Here is a 22,141-nt window from a genome sequence, read left to right as displayed (position 1 = left end):
CTGGCGGATCCTCGTGCTCGAGAGCCCATGAACGAACAGCTGCAACCTCTGAAGAAACCTGCGCGCAATGGCAAGGCCGGCCGCAGCGGTACCCAGGACGATATCGTCTATGCGCATATTTTCGAGGCGATCCTCGAGCAGCGACTGGCTCCGGGCACCAAGTTGAGCGAGGAAGCGCTGGGCGAAATCTTCGGCGTCAGCCGCACCATTATCCGCCGCGCCCTGTCGCGCCTGGCCCATGAAAGCGTCGTGCTGCTGCGGCCCAACCGTGGTGCGGTCGTGGCCAGCCCCACGGTGGAGGAGGCACGCCAGGTGTTCTTTTCCCGTCGCATGGTCGAGCGCGCCATCACCGAGCTTGCGGTGCAGCATGCCACCATCGAGCAACTGAACGAGCTGCGCCAGATGGTCCGAGAGGAGCGCGACAGCTTCTCCCGCGGTGATCGAGGCGCCGGGATCCGGCTTTCGGGCGAGTTCCACCTCAAGCTGGCGGAAGCCGCGGGCAATGCACCCTTGATCAGCTTCCAGCGCAGCCTGGTGTCCCAGACCTCACTGATCATCGCCCAGTACGAGAGCGGCAACCGCTCGCACTGCTCCTATGACGAGCACATGCAGCTGATCGATGCCATCGAGGCCCGCGACGGCGACCTGGCGGTGAGCCTGATGATGCACCACATGGACCATATCGACACCAAGCTCAACCTGGACGAGGAAGGCGCCTCGGACGACCTGCACGCGGTATTCTCGCATTTGCTGAAAAAGCCCAAGGCCTCGGTCAAGGGTTGATCGTTTGCCGTCCCTTGAACGAGGGTAGGAAAGGGGTCGCATAGCGGCCCTTTGCTGTTACTGGCCATTAGCCAATGCTCTGCTAGATTCTCCTTGCAAACCTTCATCAAGCAGTTGGGCTTGCGCATCCGTCGCGTTCAACTACTTGAGGAATGTTCCATGAGTATGTCCCTGGGCAAGCGCATGGGTGCCGAGCTGGTCGGCACCTTCTGGTTGGTCCTTGGCGGTTGCGGCAGCGCAGTGCTGGCCGCCAGTTTCCCCACCGGTATCGGTATCCTCGGCGTCGCCTTTGCATTTGGCCTTACCGTATTGACCATGGCTTTTGCCATTGGCCATATTTCCGGCTGCCACCTCAACCCTGCGGTGTCGTTCGGGTTGGTGGTAGGAGGGCGATTCCCGGCCAAGGAGTTCGTGCCTTACGTCTGCGCCCAGGTGATTGGCGCGGTCCTGGCGGCTGGCGTGATCTATCTCATCGCCAGCGGCAAGGCAGGCTTCGACCTGGCGTCGGGGTTGGCATCCAATGGCTATGGGGAACATTCGCCTGGCGGCTATTCACTGGCGGCGGGCCTTACCAGCGAAGTGGTGATGACCGCGATGTTCCTGGTGGTCATCATGGGGGCGACCGACGCACGCGCGCCGTCGGGCCTGGCACCGATCGCCATCGGCTTGTGCCTGACCCTGATCCACCTCATCTCGATCCCGGTGACCAATACCTCGGTCAATCCGGCGCGCAGCACCGGCCCCGCCTTGTTCGTCGGCGGCTGGGCACTGCAGCAACTCTGGCTGTTCTGGGTGGCACCGCTGATCGGCGCGGCGATCGGCGGTGCGCTCTACCGTGGGTTGGCGCGTGAACCTTAGCGCTGATGCACGCAGCGCCCGGCCGCATAGGTTTCACGCACGGTGCGGTCGTCGCCCAGGGTGGTGAGCACGAACAAGGTCTCCTCGATGCTGTTGGACTGCTGGATGCGGTAGTCCAGCAGCGGAGTCGCCTTGTAGTCCAGCACCACGAAGTCGGCGTCGTTGCCTGGGCGCAGGCTGCCGATACGGTCTTCCAGGCGCAGGGCGCGGGCGCCGCCCAGGGTGGCCAGGTACAGGGACTTGTATGGATGCAGGCGCGCGCCTTGCAGCTGCATGACTTTGTAGGCTTCGTTCAGGGTATTGAGCAGTGAGAAGCTGGTGCCGGCACCTACGTCGGTTCCCAGCCCGACATTGACCTTGAACCGCTCCGCCTGGGGCAGGTTGAACAGGCCGCTGCCCAGGAACAGGTTGGAGGTCGGACAGAAGGCGACCGCCGAACCGGTGTCGGCCAGGCGCTGGCACTCTTCATCGCACAGGTGCACGCCATGGGCGAACACCGAGCGCTCGCCCAGCAGCTCGTAGTGATCGTAGACGTCCAGGTAGCCGCTGCGCTCCGGGAACAGTGCCTTGACCCACTCGATTTCCTTGAGGTTCTCCGACAGGTGGGTGTGCATGTACAGCCCGGGGTATTCCTTGAGCAGCTGGCCGGCGAGGCTCAGCTGTTCCGGTGTGCTGGTCGGGGCGAAACGTGGCGTCACGGCATAGTGCAGGCGGCCCTTGCCGTGCCAGCGTTCGATCAAGGCCTTGCTTTCGGCATAGCTGGACTCGGCCGTGTCGGTCAGATAGTCGGGGGCATTGCGGTCCATCATCACCTTGCCGGCGATCAGGCGCAGGTCCAGGCGCTGGGCCTCCTCGAACAAGGCATCGACCGACTCGGGGTGGACGCTGCCGAACACCAGCGCCGTGGTGGTGCCGTTGCGTAGCAGTTCTTTCAGGAAGATGCCCGCCACCTTGTCGGCGTGGGCCTTGTCGGCGAATTGCTTCTCGCAAGGGAAGGTATAGGTGTTCAACCAGTCCAGCAGCTGTTCGCCATAGGAACCGATCATGCCGGTCTGTGGGAAGTGGATGTGGGTGTCGATGAAGCCCGGGGTGATCAGGGCGTCCTGGTGGTGCACCACCTCGACATCTGCACCCAGGGTGGGCAGCAACTCGCTGGCATGGCCCAGCGCGCTGATGCGCCCATCTTCGACCACCAGCAGGCCGTCTTCGTAATATTCGTGGGAAGCGTCGAGGCCCACCTCGGCCGGGTCGGCGATGCTGTGCAGGATGGCGGCTCGGTAGGCTTTGCGGGTTGCGCTCATAACGGTCTCGTCAATTGGCTTGGCTGCGCCGGGAGGGCGGCAGCAATTGGGCGATCGGGCCTGAATTGGCGGCAGCGTCGTGCTGGCCGAAGCAGGCGTTGTAGGTGGCGATGATTTCCCCGGCGATGGACACTGCGATCTCGATCGGCAGCTTGCCCTTGACCTCGGCCAGGCCCATCGGGCAGCGCATCCGCGCCACCACGGCGTCGTCGTAGCCGCGCTCGCGCAGGCGGTGTTCGAACTTGACTCGCTTGGTCTTCGAGCCGATCAGGCCGAACCAGGTGAAATCATTGCGTTTGAGGATGGCTGCGGTCAGCTCCAGGTCCAGCTGGTGGTTATGGGTCATGACGATGCAGTAGCTGCCCGCCGGCAGCTCGGCCACCTCGTCGACCGGCTCCTCGCTGACGACCTTGGTCACGCCGTCGGGGATGGTCTCGGGGAACTCCTGTTCGCGCGAGTCGATCCAGCGTACCCGGCAGGGCAGCGCGGCAAGCAAGGGTACCAGAGCACGGCCGACATGGCCCGCGCCGAACACGGCGATCTGTGCCTGCACGGCGGCCATCGGTTCGAACAGCAACACGGTGACGCCGCCGCAGCACTGGCCCAGGCTCGCGCCCAGGCTGAAGCGCTCCAGGTGCGGGGTGGTGCGTTGCTCCTGGAGCATCTGCCGGGCGATGTGCAGGGCCTTGTACTCCAGGTGGCCACCGCCGATGGTGTCGAACAGACCGGTGGCGCTGACGACCATCTTGGAGCCAGCGTTGCGTGGCGTGGAGCCACGCTCCTCGATGATGGTCACCAGGACACAGGCTTCGCCGCGGGCCTGGTGGTCGGCGAGGGCGTTGATCCATTGGTGCATGATGCAACCTCTCAAAAAGACGACACGTTTCTCTGTAGGAGCCTTGTGCCGCGAAAGGGGCGCGTAGCGGCCCCAGGATCTGGGCAACAACGAAGATTTGGGGGGCTGCTGCGCAGCCCTTTCGCGGCACAAGGCCGCTCCTACAGGGTCAATGTGTCAAAGGTTCCAGTTCCTGCTCGACAACCTGCTGCTTGGCCACCGCCTTGCGCATCTGCTCGCAGCCCCACAGCACTCGCTCAGGCGTCGCCGGTGCGTCGACCTGCGGTTGCACGCGGTAGTCGGCGATGCTTGCCACGGCGTCCTTGATCGCGCACCAGGCGGCGATGCCGAGCATGAACGGCGGCTCACCCACGGCCTTGGAGTGGAATACGGTGTCTTCCGGGTTCTTGCGGTTCTCCACCAGCTTGACTCGCAGGTCCAGCGGCATGTCGGCCACGGCCGGGATCTTGTAGCTGGCCGGGCCGTTGGTCATCAGCTTGCCCTTGGCGTTCCACACCAGTTCCTCGGTGGTCAGCCAGCCCATGCCCTGGATGAAGCCGCCCTCGACCTGGCCGATGTCGATGGCTGGGTTCAGCGAGGCGCCTACATCGTGCAGGATGTCGGCGCGCAGCATCTTGTATTCGCCGGTCAGGGTGTCGACGATCACCTCGACGCAGGCTGCGCCGAAGGCGAAGTAGTAGAATGGCCGGCCACGAGCCTGGTCGCGGTCGTAGTAGATCTTCGGCGTGCGGTAGAAGCCGGTGCTCGACAACGACACTTGGGCGAAATAGGCCTGTTGCACCAGGTGCTCGAAGCTGACGATCTGGTCGCGCACGCGCACATGGCCGTTGCGGAACTCCACGTCTTCCTCGGTGACTTTGTAGTGGCGGGCAGCGAACTCGGTCAGGCGCTTCTTGAGGATCTCGGCGGCGTTCTGGGCCGCCTTGCCGTTCAGGTCGGCGCCGCTGGAGGCCGCGGTAGGCGAGGTGTTGGGGACCTTGTCGGTGTTGGTGGCGGTGATCTGGATGCGCTCGAAATCGACCTGGAACACCTGCGCCACCACCTGGGCAACCTTGGTGTTCAGGCCCTGGCCCATCTCGGTGCCGCCGTGGTTCAGGTGGATGCTGCCATCGGTGTAGATGTGGATCAGCGCACCGGCCTGGTTGAGGAAGGTGGCGGTGAACGAGATGCCGAACTTCACCGGTGTCAGCGCCAGGCCTTTCTTGAGCACGGGGCTGTGCTCGTTGAAGCGGCGGATCGACTCGCGGCGTTCGGCGTAGTCGGCGCTGGCCTCGAGCTCGGCGGTCATTTCCTCGAGCATGTTGTGCTCGACGGTCTGGTAGTAGTGGGTGACGTTGCGCTCGGTCTTGCCGTAGTAGTTGGCCTTGCGCACCGCCAGCGGGTCGAGCGCCAGGTGGCGGGCGATGTGGTCCATCACCTGCTCGATGGCGACCATCCCCTGGGGGCCGCCGAAACCACGGTAGGCGGTATTGGAGGCGGTGTTGGTCTTGCAGCGGTGGCCATGCACCGTGGCATCGCCCAGGTAGTAGGCGTTGTCGGAGTGGAACATGGCGCGGTCGACGATCGAGCCGGAGAGGTCCGGCGAGTAGCCGCAGTTGCCGGCCAGGTCCAGGTTGATGCCATGCAGGCGGCCGGTGTCGTCGAAGCCGACGTCGTACTCGACGTAGAACGGGTGGCGCTTGCCGGTCATCATCATGTCTTCGACACGCGGCAGGCGCATCTTGGTCGGTTGGCCGGTCAGGCGCGCGATCACCGCGCACAGGCAGGCCGGGCTGGCCGCCTGGGTCTCCTTGCCGCCGAAGCCGCCGCCCATGCGGCGCATGTCCACGACGATCTTGTTCATCGGCACGGCCAGCACCTCGGCCACCAGTTTCTGTACTTCGGTGGGGTTCTGGGTCGAGCAGAAGACGATCATGCCGCCATCTTCGGTAGGCATCACCGAAGAGATCTGGGTTTCCAGGTAGAAGTGCTCCTGGCCGCCGATGTGCAGGGTGCCTTGCAGGCGGTGCGGGGCGCTGGCCAGGGCCGTGCTGGAATCGCCACGCTGGTGGGTGTGGCTGTCGAGCACGAAGTGCTTCTTGCGCAGGGCTTCGACCACGTCCAGTACCGGTTCCAGGTCCTCGTACTCGATAGTCGCTGCCATCGCCGCGCGGCGAGCGGTGTCCAGGTCGCGCGCGGCCACGGCGACCACCGGCTGGCCGAAGTATTCGACCTTGTCGATGGCCAGCAGCGGGTCACCGGCGACCACCGGGCCGATGTCCTTGAGCCCGGGGATGTCTTCGTGGGTGATGGCGATGCGCACACCCTCGAAGGCATAGCACGGGCTGGTGTCGATGCGCAGGATGCGCGCATGGGCGCGGTCGGCGGTGCGCGCATAGACGTGCAACTGGTTGGGGAATTCCAGGCGGTCGTCGATGTACACCGCTTCGCCGGACACATGCTTGTCCGCACTGTCGTGCTTGATGCTGCGACCGACTCCGGTGGTCAGGTCCTGGCTGAACAGTTCGGCCATCTCGGCCTGGCTCTTGGCTGCGTGATGGTTAGACATATGCGGTCACCCGGGTCTCGATGTGCGGCGATTGCAGTTCGATGAAGTACTTGCGCAGCAGGTTCTGCGCCGTCAGCAGGCGGTACTCGCGGCTGGCGCGGAAGTCGGTGAGCGGGGTGAAGTCCTCGCCCAGGGCCTGGCAGGCCCGTTCGATACTGGCCTGGTTCCATGGTTTGCCGACCAGGGCGGCCTCGCAGGCACGGGCACGCTTGGGGATGGCCGCCATGCCGCCGAAGGCGATGCGTGCGTCGCTGACCACGCCATCCTCGATGCGCAAATTGAATGCGGCGCATACCGCCGAGATATCGTCGTCCAGGCGCTTGGACACCTTGTAGGCGCGGAACGCCCAGGCATCGCTGGCACGCGGCACGATGATCTTCTCGATGAACTCGCTGTCCTGGCGGGCGGTGATGCGGTAATCGATGAAGTAGTCCTCCAGCGCCAGGGTGCGCTGGTGTTCGCCCTGGCGCAGCACCACCTGGGCATCGAGGGCGATCAGCAGGGGTGGCGAGTCGCCGATCGGCGAGGCGTTGCCGATGTTGCCGCCGAGGGTGCCCTGGTTGCGGATCTGCAACGAGGCGAAGCGGTGCAGCAGCGCGCCGAAATCCGGATATTCCTCGTTGAGTGCGGTGTAGCAGTCGGTCAGCGGCGTGGCGGCGCCGAGCTCCAGGTGGGTCGCGGTCTTCTCGATGCGCTTGAGCTCGGCCACGTGGCCGACATAGATCATCACCGGCAGCGCCTTGTGGAACTGGGTGACCTCCAGGGCCAGGTCGGTGCCGCCGGCCAGCAGGCGCGCCTCGGGGTGCGAGCTGTACAAGTCGGCAAGGTCGGCCACGGTCAGCGGGACCAGGCAGCGTTTGTCGCCACTGTTGAGCTCGCCGGTCTCGGTCGGGGTGATCGCCTTCAGGCGCGCGATGGTCTGGGCCTGCTGTTCGTCGAACTGGTCGCGGCAGGGGCGGGCGCAGCTCTGCTCGGCGGCGGCGAGGATCGGGCGGTAGCCGGTGCAGCGGCACAGGTTGCCGGCCAGGGCTTCCTGGGCTTGGTGCAGGTCGTGGCCGTCGCTATTTTTCTGCAAGGCGAACAGGGACATGACGAAGCCTGGGGTACAGAAGCCGCACTGCGAACCATGGCAATCGGCCATGGCCTGTTGCACGCTGTGCAGCTCGCCTTGATGCTTGAGGCCTTCGACGCTAATCAATTGCTTGCCGTGCAAGGCCGAAACGAAGGTCAGGCACGAGTTGAGGCTGCGGTAGCGCAGGGTGTCGCGGCCCTGGTCGTCCTGGGCCAGCTCGCCCACCACCACGGTGCAGGCACCACAGTCGCCACTGGCGCAGCCTTCCTTGGTGCCGGGTTTGCCCAGGTGCTCACGCAGGTATTGCAGCACCGTCATGTTCGGGTCCAGGGCGTGCTCACTACGCAGCTCCTGGTTGACGAGAAACTGGATCACGGGGAAGGCCTCGCAATGGTTTTATTGTTGTTCGGGCGGACTCTAAGCAACGGCTGACCTTTTGGTCAATAATTTTCTGACTCAAAGGTCAAGAATTTGCCTGCGGCCCTGCCCGACGGCAATGATCGTCCTGTTCCAAGCATAGTGCCTGCCAGCGTCCAGGCGGGCCCCGCAGGTCGAATAAAGCGCGTCGATCCGCTGCGCGGCGGGCAGGCAATTACGCTACAATCGCCACCTTGTGCCCCGTTCAAAGATTCTGAAGGAAAACCATGACGTTCAAGGCGCCGGACAGCCTCTCCGAGCAGATTGCCCATTACCTGGCCGAGCGGATCATTCGCGGCGAACTCAAGCCGGGCGAACGCATCCAGGAGCAGAAGGTCACCCAGGCGCTCAATGTCAGCCGTGGTTCGGTGCGCGAGGCGCTGTTGATCCTCGAACGCCGGCACCTGATCGCCATCCTGCCGCGCCGTGGCGCCCACGTCACCGAGCTGGACGAACGTGGCGTGCGCAGCCTGTGCGCCCTGATGGGCGAGTTCTACATCCTGTTGGGCAATGCGGTGGCCAGGCACTGGCGCAGTGAAGCTGATCTCGAGCCGTTCCTGGAGATCCAGCAGCGGCTGCAGCAGGCCCATGCCCGGCAGGACATCGAGGCCTTCGTCGCCGACAGCTTCGCCGTGATGCGCGCGGCCTACCCGTTCGCCGACAACCCCTACCTGCAGGAAACCGTCGAGAACCTGCAGCCGGCCATGAGCCGCGCCTACTACCTGGCCCTGGACCAGCGCCAGGCCAACATGGTCGACTACCTGGAGCTGTTCGCCCGGCTGCTCGAAGCCGTGGTCGCCCGTGACCAGGTGCGCATCCGCGAAGTGCTGGTCGCCTATAGCCAGCGCAGTTGCGAGCTGGTGCTGGCGGCGCTGGCACGGATCTGATCGATGCGCCTGAAGTGCATTCGCCTGGCCGGGTTCAAGTCGTTCGTCGACCCGACCACGGTCAACTTCCCCAGCAACATGGCTGCCGTGGTGGGGCCCAACGGCTGCGGCAAATCCAACATCATCGACGCGGTGCGCTGGGTGATGGGCGAGAGTTCGGCCAAGAACCTGCGTGGCGAGTCGATGACCGACGTCATCTTCAACGGCTCATCCGGTCGCAAGCCCGTCAGCCAGGCCAGCATCGAGCTGGTATTCGACAACAGCGAAACCACGCTGCTGGGCGAATATGCCGCCTACGCCGAAATTTCCATCCGCCGCAAGGTCACCCGCGACGGGCAGAACACCTACTACCTCAACGGCACCAAGTGCCGGCGTCGGGACATTACCGACATCTTCCTCGGTACAGGCCTGGGGCCGCGCAGCTATTCGATCATCGAACAGGGCATGATCTCCAAGCTGATCGAAGCCAAGCCTGAGGAGTTGCGCAATTTCATCGAGGAAGCCGCGGGCATCTCCAAGTACAAGGAGCGCCGCCGCGAGACCGAGAACCGTATCCGCCGCACCCAGGAAAACCTCGCCCGCCTGACCGACCTGCGCGAAGAGCTGGAGCGCCAGCTCGAACGCCTGCACCGCCAGGCCCAGGCCGCCGAGAAGTACCGCGAATACAAAGCCCAGGAGCGCCAGCTCAAGGCGCGCCTGTCGGCGCTGCGTTGGCGAGACCTGGACGAGCGTGTGCGCCAGCGCGAGGCCGTCATCGGCGATCAAGAGGTAGCCTTCGAGGCCCTGATGGCCGAGCAGCGCAATGCCGATGCAAGCATCGAGCGCCTGCGTGATGGACATCATGAGCTGTCCGAGCGTTTCAATCAGGTTCAGGGCCGGTTCTATTCGGTCGCAGGCGACATCGCCCGGGTCGAGCAGAGCATCCAGCATGGCCAGCAACGCCTGCGCCAATTGCAGGATGACCTCAAGGAGGCCGAGCGTACGCGCCTGGAGACCGAGTCTCATCTGGGGCACGACCGCACCCTGCTGGCGACCTTGGGTGAAGAGCTGGCGATGCTCGAACCCGAGCAGGAGCTGACCTTGGCCGCGGCCGAGGAAGCCACCGCCCACCTTGAGGAGGCCGAGGCGGGCATGCAGGGCTGGCAGGAGCAGTGGGACACTTTCAACAGCCAGTCGGCTGAGCCGCGACGCCAAGCCGAAGTGCAGCAGTCGCGCCTTCAGCAGCTCGAAGCCAGCCTCGAACGCCTGTCAGAGCGTCAGCGCAAGCTGGGTGAAGAACGCGACCAGCTGGGTGCCGACCCGGAAGGCGAGGTGCTGCTCGAGCTGACAGAACAGCTTGCCGGTAGCGAGTTGTTGCTTGAAGAACTCCAGCTGGCCGAGCAACAGGTGGTCGAGCAGCTGGAAGATGTACGCGAGCAATTGCAGTCGGCCACCGAGACCCATCAGCAATCCCAGGGCGAGTTGCAGCGCCTGGGTGGGCGCCTGGCTTCCCTGGAGGCCTTGCAGCAAGCCGCCCTGGAGCCCGGCGCCGATGCCGCCGACTGGCTGCGCGGCCAGGGCCTGGCGCAACGGCCGCGCCTGGCCGAAGGGTTGCGGGTCGAGCCGGGGTGGGAGCTGGCCGTGGAAACCGTGCTCGGCGCCGACCTGCAGGCGGTGCTGGTCGATGATTTCGGCAATCTGGACTTCGCTGCCCTCGAGCAGGGCGAACTGCGCCTGACCCTGGAGCAGCCCCAAGGTACCCGGCTACCAGGCAGCCTCCTGGATAAAGTCGAAGGCCACACCGACCTTGCGCCCTGGCTCGGCCAGGTGCGCCCGGTGGAGAGCCTCGAGCAGGCCCTGGCGCTGCGCGAAGGCCTGGGCCAGGGCGATAGCCTGGTCAGCCGCGACGGCTACTGGGTCGGGCGGCATTTTCTGCGGGTCAATCGGGGGGGCGAGTCCCAGGGCGGCGTACTCGCCCGTGGCCAGGAGATCGAGCGCCTGGGCCTTGAGCAGCGCGAATTGGAAGAGCGCCTGGAGCACCTCGACCGCGAGGTCCAGGCTCGTCGCGAACAACAGCGCGAGCTGGAGGCGCAGCGTGAGCAACTGCACCGGCGCACCCAGGAGGCAAGCCGCCAGCAGGGCGAGCTCAAGGCGCGCCTGTCGGCTGGTCGCGCCCGTGCCGAGCAGGTGGCGTTGCGCCAACAGCGCCTGGGTGAAGAGCTGGCCGAGCTGCAAGAGCAACGCGCCCTCGAGCATGAACAACTAGGCGAGGCGCGCCTGGTGCTGCAGGAGGCCCTGGAGCAGATGGCCCAGGACACCGAACAGCGTGAGCAGCTGATGGCCCGCCGCGACACCCTGCGCGAGGGCCTGGACCGCATTCGCCAGGAGGCTCGCCAGCACAAGGATCACGCCCACCAGCTGGCCGTACGCCTGGGCTCGCTGCGTGCCCAGCACGACTCCACCCGCCAGGCCCTGGAGCGCCTGGAACTGCAGGCGGCGCGCCTGAGCGAGCGCCAGGAACAGCTGAACCTGAACCTGGAAGAAGGCGAGGCCCCGCTGGAGGCGTTGCGCCTGAAGCTCGAAGAGCTGCTCGAGCGGCGCATGGGCGTCGATGAAGAGATGCGCCAGGCCCGCCTGCACATGGACGAGGCCGACCGCGAACTGCGCGATGCCGAGCGTCGTCGTACCCAGGCAGAGCAGCAGGCCCAGTTGCTGCGTGGCCAGCTGGAGCAGTCGCGCCTGGAGTCCCAGGGCCTGGACGTGCGCCGCAAGACGCTGCAAGAGCAATTGCTGGCCGATGGCTATGATTTGCAGGGCGTACTCGCCACCCTCGAGCCCGAAGCCGGCGAGCAGGGCACCGAGCAGGAGCTGGAGCAACTGGACGGGCGGATCCAGCGCCTGGGGGCGATCAACCTGGCGGCGATCGAGGAGTACCAGCAGCAGTCCGAACGCAAGCGCTACCTGGACGCCCAGGACGCTGACCTGGTGGAAGCCCTGGAGACCCTTGAAAACGTCATTCGCAAGATCGACAAGGAGACCCGCAACCGCTTCAAGGATACCTTTGATCAGATAAATGCCGGTTTACAGGCACTTTTTCCAAAAGTTTTCGGTGGCGGCAGTGCCTACTTGGAACTGACGGGCGAAGATCTACTCGATACAGGGGTGACGATCATGGCGCGCCCGCCGGGCAAGAAAAACAGCACCATCCATCTGCTGTCCGGCGGCGAGAAGGCGTTGACCGCCCTGGCATTGGTGTTCGCCATCTTCAAGCTGAACCCGGCACCGTTCTGCATGCTCGACGAGGTCGATGCCCCGCTGGACGATGCCAACGTCGGGCGTTACGCCAGGTTGGTCAAGGAAATGAGCGAAAGCGTGCAGTTCATCTACATCACCCATAACAAGATCGCCATGGAAATGGCCGAACAATTGATGGGGGTGACGATGCACGAGCCGGGCTGTTCACGTCTTGTTGCAGTTGATGTGGAGGAAGCGCTGGCCATGGTCGACGCCTGATGAGAGAACAGAGGGCACAAACCAGAGGGAAATGCCCCCGACATGTGCGACAGACGGTGTAAAGTTGTCTTTGGTCGTGCTAGCTTAATGTCACTTGTTTTTTGCGTGGGTAAAACGCCTGTCAGAACATAGAGTTGGCGCCACGTGTTAAAGGGCTTTGAAGCCTTTGTTTTCAAGCATATTTTTTAGAGGCACGGGATTACATGGAAATCGGTCTGCGCGAGTGGCTGATCGTCATCGGCGTCATTGTCATCGCCGGTATTCTTTTCGACGGCTGGCGCCGCATGCGCGGCGGCAAGGGCAAGTTGAAATTCCGTCTGGATCGCAGTTATTCCAACCTGCCGGACGAAGAGGGCAGCGCCGAGGTGCTCGGCCCTGCTCGCGTACTGGAAACCCAGAAGGAGCCTGAGCTGGACGAGAGCGACCTGCCGTCGGTCAGCGCGCCGGCGCGCGAGCGCGAGCCCAAGCCGGCCAAGGCCGCCAAGCGTGGCAAGCGTGCTGGCGAGCCGCAGCAGGGCGACCTGAACCTGGCTGCCGAGCCGCGCGAGCCCGACCTGTTCGCCGATGCCGACGATGACTACCCGGCCGACAAACGCCACAGTGGCGCGGCGGGCAGCAATACCGTCAAGGAGCTGCCGCCGGCGGAGGAAGTGCTGGTGATCAGCGTGATCTCCCGTGACGAGGGTGGCTTCAAGGGTCCGGCCCTGTTGCAGAACATTCTCGAAAGCGGCCTGCGTTTCGGCGAGATGGACATCTTCCACCGCCACGAAAGCATGGCCGGCCACGGCGAGGTGCTGTTCTCCATGGCCAATGCGGTCAAGCCGGGCGTGTTCGACCTGGACGACATCGACCACTTCAGCACCCGCGCGGTGAGCTTCTTCCTGGGTTTGCCCGGGCCGCGTCATCCGAAGCAGGCCTTCGACGTGATGGTGGCTGCGGCGCGCAAGCTGGCCCACGAACTCAACGGCGAGCTCAAGGACGACCAGCGCAGCGTACTGACTGCCCAGACCATCGAGCACTACCGCCAGCGCATCGTCGAGTTCGAGCGCCGCGCGCTGACCCAGAAGCGCTGATGTACCCCAGCGGGCGGATCCGGCCTCCGGATCCGCCCGCGAGATTTCATCGAAAGAGTAGCCCGCAGAGGCTGATGCTGTTCACTTAAGCTATTTGTGACATTGGTTGGGGCTGCTATGCAGCCCATCGCGGGGCGAGCCCGCTCCTACAGCGATCACACCCGCGCCGTAGGAGCGGGCTCGCCCCGCGATGGGGCGCGTAGCGGCCCCAATTGCTTAGGTACACAGCATCAGCCCCAGGCTGCTCTTTTGCTTTGCAAGAGAAAACGGACGATGAACGACGAAAACCGTATCCATGAATTGCGTGCCGAGCTCGACCAGCACAACTACCGCTACTACGTGCTCGACGAGCCGAGCGTGCCCGACGCCGAATACGACCGCCTGTTCAACGAGCTCAAGGCCCTGGAGGCCGAGCACCCCCACCTGGTGACGCCCGACTCGCCGACCCAGCGGGTGGGTGGCGCGGCGCTGGCGGCGTTTAGTCAGGTTCGTCACGAAATCCCCATGCTCAGCCTGGGCAACGCCTTCGAGGAGGACGACCTGCGCGATTTCGATCGCCGGGTAGTGGAAGGCCTGGACCTGCCGTCAGGCGACCTGTTCGCCGAGGAGGCGGCCGTCGACTACAGCTGCGAGCCCAAGCTCGATGGCCTGGCGGTCAGCCTGCTGTACCGCGATGGCCTGCTGGTGCAGGGCGCCACCCGTGGCGATGGCACCACGGGCGAGGACATCAGTGCCAACGTGCGCACCGTGCGCAACATCCCGCTCAAACTGCAAGGCAGCGGCTGGCCGGCAGTGCTGGAGGTTCGTGGCGAGGTCTACATGAGCAAGGCCGGCTTCGAACGCCTCAACGCCGCCCAGGCCGAGAGCGGTGGCAAGACCTTCGCCAACCCACGCAACGCGGCCGCTGGCAGCCTGCGCCAGCTGGACCCGAAGATCACCGCCAGCCGCCCGCTGGAGTTTTGCTGCTATGGGGTGGGCCAGGTGTCCGAGACCATCGCCGACAGCCATATCGGGATCCTCGAGAAGCTCAAGGGCTGGGGCATGCCCATCAGCCGTGAGCTCAGGCATGCCGCCGGGGTCGAACAGTGCCTGGCCTACTATCGCGACATCGGCGCCCGGCGCAACGACCTGCCCTATGAAATCGACGGCGTGGTGTTCAAGGTCAACAGCCTGGCCGCCCAGCGTGAATTGGGCTTCCGTGCCCGCGAGCCACGTTGGGCCATCGCCCACAAGTTCCCGGCCATGGAAGAGCTCACCGAAGTGCTCGATGTCGAATTCCAGGTCGGCCGCACGGGCGCAGTGACGCCGGTGGCGCGGTTGAAGCCGGTCAAGGTGGCGGGTGTCACCGTTTCCAACGCCACCTTGCACAACATGGACGAAATCGCCCGCCTGGGCCTGATGATCGGTGACACCGTGATCATCCGGCGGGCCGGCGACGTCATCCCGCAGGTGATGCAGGTGGTGGCCGAGCGCCGCCCCGAGAATGCCCGGCCGGTGCAGGTGCCCAGCCAGTGCCCGGTCTGTGGTTCGCAGGTCGAGCGCACCCAGCTGGTCAAGCGCAGCAAAGGCAAGGAAACCACCAGTGAAGGCGCGGTATACCGTTGCGTCGGCCGCCTGGCCTGTGCGGCCCAGCTCAAGCAGGCGATCATCCACTACGTCTCGCGCCGTGCCATGGACATCGATGGCCTGGGCGAGAAGAGTGTCGAGCAGTTGGTCGATGAAGGCCTGATCCGCTCGCCGGCCGACCTGTACCGCCTGACCTTCGAGCAAGTGGTCGAGCTCGAAGGTTTCGCCGAGGTCTCCAGCAACAAGTTGCTGGACGCCATCGAGGCCAGCAAGCGGCCCAGCCTGGCGCGCTTCATCTTCGCCCTGGGGATCCCGGATGTCGGCGAGGAAACCGCCAAGGTCCTGGCCCGTTCCCTGGGCAGCCTGGCGCGGGTGCAGCAGGCCTTGCCGCAGGTATTGACCTACCTGCCGGACATCGGCCTGGAAGTCGCCTACGAGATCCACAACTTCTTCGAGGACGACCACAACCGCGACGTCATCCAGCAGTTGCTCGACAGCGGCCTGCAGTTGCAGGACGAAGGCGAGCTGGCCGCCGAGTTCGCCGCCAGTACCACCCTGGACGGCATGATCGCCAAGCTCGACATCCCCTCGGTCGGCCCGACCGGTGCGCAGAAGCTGGTGGCCAAGCTAGGCACCCTGGACAAGATCATCGCAGCCGACGGCATCGACCTGCGCCAGGCCTTGAACGCCAAACAGGCCGAGGCCGTGCGCGAGTTCTTCAAGGCGCCGGCCAACCAGCAACTGGCCCGTGACATCGAGGCGCAACTGCTGGCATTCGGCATGCACTGGGCCAGCGAGAAGAAGGTCGCAGAAGGCTTGCCCCTGGCCGGGCAGACCTGGGTCCTGACCGGCACCCTGGAGCGCATGAGCCGCGACGTCGCCAAGGACAAGCTGGAAAGCCTCGGCGCCAAGGTGGCCGGCTCGGTGTCCGGCAAGACCCATTGCGTGGTCGCCGGCCCCGGCGCCGGCTCCAAGCTGGCCAAGGCCAACGAACTGGGCCTCCAGGTGCTCGATGAAGATGCCTTCGTCAGCTTCCTCGAGGCCCAGGGCATCGCCGTCTGACCGACGAATGGGACAAGTCATTGAGAAATGATGGTTTTTTCTCGATGCAGAGGTTGTAACTTCGCCCCAGACCGGTACAATGGCGCGGCTCGTCACTTGGCGAGCCGCGTAGTGGTGGCCCCATCGGTCCCCCCGCAACGATTACCCGTTAACCTGGTCAGGCCCGGAAGGGAGCAGCCATAGCGGGAACATCGTGTGCCGGGGTGTGGCTGGTGGGGCCGCCTCCATTTTTGGCCTCTGCCAAAGCCGTTTCATCCTTCCGACCTTGCCTCGCACCCAGCCGTCAACGCCTGGTAATACCGCGCACCTTTCTCCCGCCCCTTCGCGCGCCTTATCATGCAAGGCATTCCGCCAGTCCGTTTTGGCCGCGAGGTAACGACCATGGACCACATAGACGACCAGACCCGCCACAAGATCCGTGAGTGGCAGGTGCGCCGCCTGGAGATCAAGGACCTGATGGCTGCCCATCCCGAGCGGGTGCTGGAGCTGACCAAGGTGCTTGACCAGATGGAAGAAGAGCACGAGCGCATACTGGGCGAGGCCGAGGTGGTGAGCAGCGCCAAGCCTGTTGTGACGAGCCCCGGTGGGTTCGAGCTGCAGTTGCGGGTTTCGGCCGGCAACGCCCGGCACCTGCGCAAGCTGCTGGAAATGGCGTTGTACGAGCTCGACGGGGTGATCGAGGCCGACGGCGAGGCGGGCGCGGGCCAGGCGCGGGAATACCCAGGCGGGATGAGTGGCAGCCTTGGGGCCTATGAATACGCATTGCAGGTGGCGGCTGGTGCCGAGCCGTGCGCTGTTGAATGATTTTGGCGTGAGCGCGTATGCAACCTGAACACTACGATTTCACCCGCCCGGTGTTCCTGCCGGTGACCGCAGAGGCTTGCCAAGGCCTGCTCGATGCACCTGGGCTGCCTGCGCTTGAGGCTCTGGACGATCCGCAGTTGGCTGCGGTGCTGGTCATCCAGCATCTTGCCGATGTCAAAGGGCAGGTGCTCGACCCGGCGGCTGCCGAAAAAGTGCTGGCCAAGCTGCTGGCCTGGGCGGTCGATGGGCGCCATTCGCCGGGCGTTGGGCTGCTGTCGGAAGCGCGTCGGTTGTTCGATGTGCGCAAGCTGTACTTCGGCCTCGAAGTCATGAAGGGGTCGAAGCTGCATCTGTTACCGGCGGACGAAGTCGATGCGCGCGATTATCTGTTGCCCGATGGCAAGTGGGATTTCGAATTCAAGGTCCGTCGGCACCTGAACAACAACCCGTTCCGCCAGCAGGCCATCACCGGCATGAACAAGGAGCGATGGCTCACCGATGCGCAGGACAAGCTGGTCCGGGTGGTGCGGGCCAACCCGGAGGAGGACCTGCATGTGCAAGGGTATGCAGGTATCGGCAAGAGCTATCTGCTCGGCGCCCTGATCGATTGCCTGCCGGCAGGCCGGGTACTGCCGTTGGCACGTACCACCGGGAAGCTGCAAACCCTGCGCCGTCGCCTTGGCGTGCAGGCCGACAGCAAGCGCGGCAGGACCTTCGGTGAGTTCGCCCAGGAGTTGCTGCAAGGTGCACGACGGCCTGCGGCCAAGCCAGCCCGGTTGCCGCGCAAACGCGCCCTGGCCGAGGAGCTGGGGATTCTCGGCGTTCGCCAATACGGGCCGGAGAAGGCGCTGGAGATCTGCCTGGAGGTACTGAAGGCCTACTGCGAATCGTGGGACTACAGCATCACTGCCCGCCACCTGCCGTTCTTCGAGCAGCCCTTGTCGAATGTCGACAGCCGCGTCCTGCTTGAATACGCCAGTCGCCTGTGGACGTACTTGCAGGCCAACCCAGCGTGGGACAGCTACAGCGGTTTTGCGCCACTGTTACTGGTCAAGCGCGCGAGCCTGGCCGGTTGCAGCGTGCCCGCGCACTACAGCCATGTGATCATCGACGAGAGCCAGGACGTGCCGGCGTCGCTGCTGCAGATCATCGAGCGTGGCCGCCAGGTGCTGATCACCCTGGGCGACGAATACCAGCGCGCCTGGGGGCCGGGTTTGCGCAGGCAACGCGAGGTACGCCAGCGCGAGATTGCCTTCTCCGTGCGCAGTGGGCCCCAGGTCGAGCGCTTGATCAACCCGCTGATCAGCGTGCATTCGCAGAAGTCCAAGCTCGCCTTCGAGGGCGCCGGCAGCGCCGAGGTCGGGATCGAGTTCTATCCGCAAGGGTTCGTGCCGCCGGTCGGGTGCGTGGTGTTGACGGCCTCGCACTGGGACACCATGAAATGGGCCATGGAGCTGGCGGGCAAGCGTTGCGCGTTTGGCTTTGCCGAACAGTCGGGCATGCCGGCCTTCATGGAGACCGCAGTCAAGCTGTTTCGCGGCGAGCATGATGGCGATACCTCGCACCCGTATTTTGCCCATAGCGCCGACTGGCGCCAGGTACAAGATGCTCACCGTTACGACGCGTCGTTCCTCTGGGTGCAGGCCCGGCTGCAGGAAAGCTTCAGGATGGCCGACCTGAACACGTTAAAGGCACAGGTGACCGGCCAGCCGGGTAGCATCCTGCTGATGCTGGCCGAAGAGGCCGGAGGGCTGGAGTTCGATCATGTGCTGCTGACGCCGGAACTGATGAGCACCGAGCCGTTCCAGGATGCCTATGCATTCGACGCTAGGGTCTGCGCGGTGTATATCGCCTTGTCGCGCGCCCGTCGGCAGCTGTACCTGCCCTACGATGTGCAGGAGTGGGTGGCCTATCACAAGGGCCAGCCGTTCCGAGAGTCTCACGGTTATTGAAGGGGGACTGTACCGGCCCAATCGCGGGGCAAGCCCGATCCCACATGACCCTGCACGTCGTAGCCTATGGTCGATAACCCACCTTGTCGGGCTGCGAACACCGACCCTGTGGGGGCGGGCTTGTCCCGCGATTGGGCCGGCGGGCTAACACCTGCGCACCTACTTCCCGTCCGCGTATTGAACATGCTGTGTATTGTCTCGGGTATTGCGTAGGAGTTGCCTTGCAGTAGGACCGGAGATTTCCGGCATCTACGTAGGAAATTAATCCTTATTATCCAAGCTCATCACAAGAACAAGCGGAGACGCAAACATGCAGATGAGCACAATGAAACAAGAAGAACTGACCCCGCTTCAGGGTGTCGCCATTGGCCTTGTCGTGTTGGGCATCATCATTTTTCTGAGCGCTGTTGCGCTTGCGTAGCAAGGCTCATCGATCGATGGCCTGGCGGGACGCGGCTGGTTGTATCGCAGGTGCGCCGTAGCGCTGGACGATCCGGTCGATCTGCCCTGACCGCTTCATGCGTGCCAGTGCCTCGAGGATGGGCCGGGTAGGAATAGCCGGGTCGTCGCGGACCATGCAGTGCAGGTCCTGTTCCTCCAGCACGGCCAGGGCCGGCAATTGCCCGGCGGGCGGCTGCTGGCGGTTGAACCAGTGCAGGGAGAGCGCATTGCTCACGGCATGGCGATAGCGCCCGGCCTGCAGTTTCTGCAAGACCAGCAGTTGGTTGCGGCTGTCTTCGCGGTGCAACTTGCCTTGGGCGAACAGGCCCTCCAGGGCAGGGTAGCTGTACCCCAGCACGGTGCCCACCGGTTGTTGCACCAGCTGGTCTGCCTGGGTGGGGCGGTGCGTGCCAGGGCTGCCGACCAGCAGGTCGCTCTGGCGAAGCAGGGGTACGCTCCACACGAAGTTGGCGAAGCGTTCGTTGAACCATTGGGGCGTGACGTAGCAGCGTACATCGATATCGCCGCTGTCCATGGCTTGCTTGAGCCGCAGACGGGCCATCAGGTGATAGCGTGGGCGCACGCCTGCTTCGCGGGCCAGGGCCTGCATCAGGTCGAACAGGATGCCTTCGACCGGCTGACCCTGCTCCAGGCGAATCAGCGGCATGCTCCAGCTTTCGGCCACGGAAAAACGCAGCATCGGCTGCTGCGCCAGGCTGTGGCTGGCCCAGAATATGAGGATGAGCAGGACTCGCCGCACGTCAATCCTCCCTGATCGCTGCCAGAGCGTGCCTGTTCATAGCGTAGACGAGTTCGGCAGGGTGCAATTTTGCCCCCGCTCCGCTAGCATTAGCGATCTTCCGCTCGTTCAGGTTGCGATGGTTTTTGATGAGTTATCAGGTTCTTGCACGTAAATGGCGCCCGCGCTCGTTCCGCGAAATGGTCGGCCAGACCCATGTGCTCAAGGCTTTGATCAACGCCCTGGACAACCAGCGCCTGCACCATGCCTATCTGTTCACCGGTACCCGCGGCGTGGGCAAGACCACCATCGCGCGTATCATCGCCAAGTGCCTGAACTGCGAGACCGGCATCACTTCCACGCCGTGCGGCACCTGCTCGGTATGCCGGGAGATCGACGAAGGCCGCTTTGTCGACCTGATCGAGATCGACGCCGCGAGCCGCACCAAGGTCGAAGACACCCGCGAGCTGCTCGACAACGTGCAGTACGCCCCCAGCCGTGGGCGCTTCAAGGTCTACCTGATCGACGAAGTGCACATGCTCTCGACCCACTCGTTCAACGCGCTGCTCAAGACGCTGGAAGAGCCGCCGCCCTACGTCAAGTTCATCCTGGCCACCACCGACCCGCAGAAGTTGCCGGCCACCATCCTCTCGCGCTGCCTGCAGTTCTCCTTGAAGAACATGAGCCCGGAGCGGGTGGTCGAGCACCTGAGCCATGTGCTCGGTGCCGAGAACGTGCCCTTCGAGGAAGATGCCCTGTGGCTGCTCGGCCGTGCGGCCGATGGCTCGATGCGCGATGCCATGAGCCTGACCGACCAGGCTATTGCCTTTGGCGAGGGCAAGGTCTTGGCCGCGGACGTACGGGCGATGCTCGGTACCCTCGACCATGGGCAGGTCTATGGCGTGCTCCAGGCCTTGCTCGAAGGCGATGCCCGGGCACTGCTCGAAGCGGTGCGCAACCTGGCCGAGCAGGGCCCGGACTGGAACGGCGTGCTGGCCGAGATGCTCAACGTGCTGCACCGCGTTGCCATCGCCCAGGCGTTGCCCGAGGCTGTCGACAACGGCCAGGGCGATCGCGACCGGGTGCTGGCCCTGGCTTCGGCACTGCCGGCCGAAGACGTGCAGTTCTATTACCAGATGGGCCTGATCGGTCGTCGCGACCTGCCACTGGCGCCGGACCCGCGCGGGGGCTTCGAGATGGTCCTGCTGCGAATGCTTGCCTTCCGCCCGGCGGATGCCGACGATGCACCGAAGCCGGTACTAAAGCCGGTGGGGATCAGCCAGGCCACAGCTGATCCGGCAACACCGGTGGCAGCCGCGGAGCCTGCCGTCGAGCCGGTTGGCGCCGTCGAGCCGGAGCCCACCGCTGCACCAGCGGACGTAGCGGCCGTGGCCGACCCCGTCGTCGAGCCTGTCGAGGCGTTGCAACAGGCGGCTGAACCCGCTCCGCCCGCGTACCCTGAGCGCGACCCCGAGCCTGAGGTGCAGGCCGAGGTCCACGCGCCAGAGCCGCAGGTGGAGGAGGTCATCGACCTGCCATGGGAGGCGCCTGTTGCCCCGCAAGCACCTGTCGCTGCGGCACCTGCCCCTGAGCCGGTACCTGCACCAGAGCCGAGCGTGGAGCAATCGAACGACGACGAGCCACCGTTCGACCCGTCTGCGTACGGCCCTGTCGGTATGGACCGGGACGATGAGCCTCCGCTGGACGAGGATTACTACACACCGGACAGTGACCCGGCAGCCTTCAGCTACCTGGACGAGCTGGCCGAGCATGTACATGAGGCCGAACCGGCCAAGGCGCCGGAGCCACTGCCAGCGGCCAAGCCCGCCACGGGCCTGGCCTTGCAATGGCTGGAATTATTCCCGCAATTGCCTGTGTCGGGCATGACAGGCAACATCGCCGCGAACTGCACGCTGATCGCCGCTGAGGGCGATGACTGGCTACTGCACCTGGATCCAGCCCAGGGCGCGCTGTTCAATTCGACCCAGCAGCGGCGTCTGAACGAAGCGCTCAACCAGCACCTGGGGCGCACCCTGCGTTTGAAGATCGAACTGATCCGGCCGGAGCAGGAGACGCCAGCCCAGGCTGCCGCACGCAAGCGTGCCGAGCGTCAGCGCGACGCAGAAGTGTCGATCGAGCAGGACCCGCTCATCCAGCAGATGATCCGGCAGTTCGGTGCGACGGTACGGCAGGATACTATTGAGCCTGTACAGGCCCTGGTCAGCCAGGACGAATAACGGATAACCATGCGCCCGGCGCTGCGTCGGCCGCATCACATGAACCAATCGAG

Annotated in this window: 14 protein-coding genes and 1 other RNA gene; 10 read left to right on the top strand and 5 right to left on the bottom strand. The window is 64.6% G+C overall.

The features are described from left to right. The first annotated feature begins 27 nt into the window (after positions 1–27). Positions 28–783 carry a GntR family transcriptional regulator gene (locus ACXHGZ_RS13805; RefSeq protein ID WP_480460289.1) on the top strand — a complete coding sequence of 252 codons (756 nt, stop codon included), beginning with the start codon at positions 28–30 and terminating at the stop codon, positions 781–783. 159 nt (positions 784–942) lie between these two features. After that, positions 943–1,641, top strand: a complete 699-nt coding sequence (gene aqpZ / locus ACXHGZ_RS13800) for an aquaporin Z (RefSeq protein WP_480460288.1) — start codon at positions 943–945, stop codon at positions 1,639–1,641. Here the strand turns inward: aqpZ and guaD are convergent. The 4 genes from guaD to xdhA form a co-directional block, all read right to left on the bottom strand. Next, a complete protein-coding gene (gene guaD / locus ACXHGZ_RS13795; protein ID WP_480460287.1) occupies positions 1,638–2,942 on the bottom strand; it encodes a guanine deaminase in 1,305 nt (434 codons plus the stop codon). The genes aqpZ and guaD overlap by 4 nt on opposite strands. 10 nt (positions 2,943–2,952) lie before the next feature. After that, a complete protein-coding gene (gene xdhC / locus ACXHGZ_RS13790) occupies positions 2,953–3,798 on the bottom strand; it encodes a xanthine dehydrogenase accessory protein XdhC (protein ID WP_480460286.1) in 846 nt (281 codons plus the stop codon). Positions 3,799–3,946: 148 nt separating this feature from the next. Continuing rightward, on the bottom strand, positions 3,947–6,346 hold the full coding sequence (xdhB, locus tag ACXHGZ_RS13785; RefSeq protein ID WP_480460285.1) for a xanthine dehydrogenase molybdopterin binding subunit: 2,400 nt from the start codon (positions 6,344–6,346) through the stop codon (positions 3,947–3,949). After that, complete coding sequence (gene xdhA, locus ACXHGZ_RS13780) at positions 6,339–7,793, bottom strand: xanthine dehydrogenase small subunit (RefSeq protein ID WP_480460284.1); 1,455 nt, start codon at positions 7,791–7,793, stop codon at positions 6,339–6,341. Before xdhA ends, xdhB begins: the two co-directional genes overlap by 8 nt. 269 nt (positions 7,794–8,062) lie before the next feature. Here xdhA and ACXHGZ_RS13775 point away from each other — a divergent pair, with 269 nt between their 5' ends. From ACXHGZ_RS13775 to ACXHGZ_RS13745, 7 genes are all read left to right on the top strand, one after another. Further along, a complete protein-coding gene (locus ACXHGZ_RS13775; RefSeq protein ID WP_084854634.1) occupies positions 8,063–8,722 on the top strand; it encodes a GntR family transcriptional regulator in 660 nt (219 codons plus the stop codon). 3 nt (positions 8,723–8,725) lie between these two features. Further along, positions 8,726–12,214, top strand: a complete 3,489-nt coding sequence (smc, locus tag ACXHGZ_RS13770) for a chromosome segregation protein SMC (RefSeq protein ID WP_480460283.1) — start codon at positions 8,726–8,728, stop codon at positions 12,212–12,214. A gap of 203 nt (positions 12,215–12,417) precedes the next feature. Next, the gene (gene zipA / locus ACXHGZ_RS13765) at positions 12,418–13,287 is read left to right on the top strand and encodes a cell division protein ZipA (protein ID WP_324813784.1); all 870 of its coding nucleotides are present in this window, start codon (positions 12,418–12,420) and stop codon (positions 13,285–13,287) included. Positions 13,288–13,560: 273 nt separating this feature from the next. After that, the gene (ligA, locus tag ACXHGZ_RS13760) at positions 13,561–15,915 is read left to right on the top strand and encodes an NAD-dependent DNA ligase LigA (protein WP_480460282.1); all 2,355 of its coding nucleotides are present in this window, start codon (positions 13,561–13,563) and stop codon (positions 15,913–15,915) included. A gap of 121 nt (positions 15,916–16,036) precedes the next feature. Further along, an RNA gene (gene ffs, locus ACXHGZ_RS13755) (signal recognition particle sRNA small type) lies at positions 16,037–16,133 on the top strand. 163 nt (positions 16,134–16,296) lie between these two features. Continuing rightward, positions 16,297–16,719, top strand: a complete 423-nt coding sequence (locus ACXHGZ_RS13750) for a hypothetical protein (RefSeq protein WP_480460281.1) — start codon at positions 16,297–16,299, stop codon at positions 16,717–16,719. 17 nt (positions 16,720–16,736) lie between these two features. Continuing rightward, positions 16,737–18,671 (top strand): hypothetical protein, encoded by a 1,935-nt coding sequence (locus tag ACXHGZ_RS13745; RefSeq protein WP_480460280.1) that lies wholly within the window; start codon positions 16,737–16,739, stop codon positions 18,669–18,671. Between the two features lie 427 nt (positions 18,672–19,098). On the opposite strand, the gene ACXHGZ_RS13740 is transcribed toward ACXHGZ_RS13745, so the two are convergent. Continuing rightward, entirely contained in the window at positions 19,099–19,872 is a 774-nt protein-coding gene (locus ACXHGZ_RS13740) for a substrate-binding periplasmic protein (RefSeq protein ID WP_480460279.1), read from the bottom strand. 128 nt (positions 19,873–20,000) lie between these two features. Between ACXHGZ_RS13740 and dnaX the strand changes: the two genes are divergently transcribed. Beyond that, a complete protein-coding gene (gene dnaX, locus ACXHGZ_RS13735) occupies positions 20,001–22,088 on the top strand; it encodes a DNA polymerase III subunit gamma/tau (RefSeq protein ID WP_480460278.1) in 2,088 nt (695 codons plus the stop codon). The last annotated feature ends 53 nt before the right edge of the window (positions 22,089–22,141 follow it).

The sequence above is a fragment of the Pseudomonas shiyinii genome (assembly GCF_056725765.1).
Note: the sequence above shows the minus strand (reverse complement) of the source record. Positions and strands in the feature narration are given on the sequence as shown.

Coding starts and splice junctions, on each gene's coding strand:
- guaD (WP_480460287.1), bottom strand. CDS start 2,942: ATGAGCGCAACCCGCAAAGCCTACCGAGCCGCCATCCTGCACAGCATC.
- dnaX (WP_480460278.1), top strand. CDS start 20,001: ATGAGTTATCAGGTTCTTGCACGTAAATGGCGCCCGCGCTCGTTCCGC.
- xdhB (WP_480460285.1), bottom strand. CDS start 6,346: ATGTCTAACCATCACGCAGCCAAGAGCCAGGCCGAGATGGCCGAACTG.
- ligA (WP_480460282.1), top strand. CDS start 13,561: ATGAACGACGAAAACCGTATCCATGAATTGCGTGCCGAGCTCGACCAG.
- smc (WP_480460283.1), top strand. CDS start 8,726: ATGCGCCTGAAGTGCATTCGCCTGGCCGGGTTCAAGTCGTTCGTCGAC.
- ACXHGZ_RS13745 (WP_480460280.1), top strand. CDS start 16,737: ATGCAACCTGAACACTACGATTTCACCCGCCCGGTGTTCCTGCCGGTG.
- ACXHGZ_RS13775 (WP_084854634.1), top strand. CDS start 8,063: ATGACGTTCAAGGCGCCGGACAGCCTCTCCGAGCAGATTGCCCATTAC.
- aqpZ (WP_480460288.1), top strand. CDS start 943: ATGAGTATGTCCCTGGGCAAGCGCATGGGTGCCGAGCTGGTCGGCACC.
- ACXHGZ_RS13750 (WP_480460281.1), top strand. CDS start 16,297: ATGGACCACATAGACGACCAGACCCGCCACAAGATCCGTGAGTGGCAG.
- xdhC (WP_480460286.1), bottom strand. CDS start 3,798: ATGCACCAATGGATCAACGCCCTCGCCGACCACCAGGCCCGCGGCGAA.
- ACXHGZ_RS13805 (WP_480460289.1), top strand. CDS start 28: ATGAACGAACAGCTGCAACCTCTGAAGAAACCTGCGCGCAATGGCAAG.
- zipA (WP_324813784.1), top strand. CDS start 12,418: ATGGAAATCGGTCTGCGCGAGTGGCTGATCGTCATCGGCGTCATTGTC.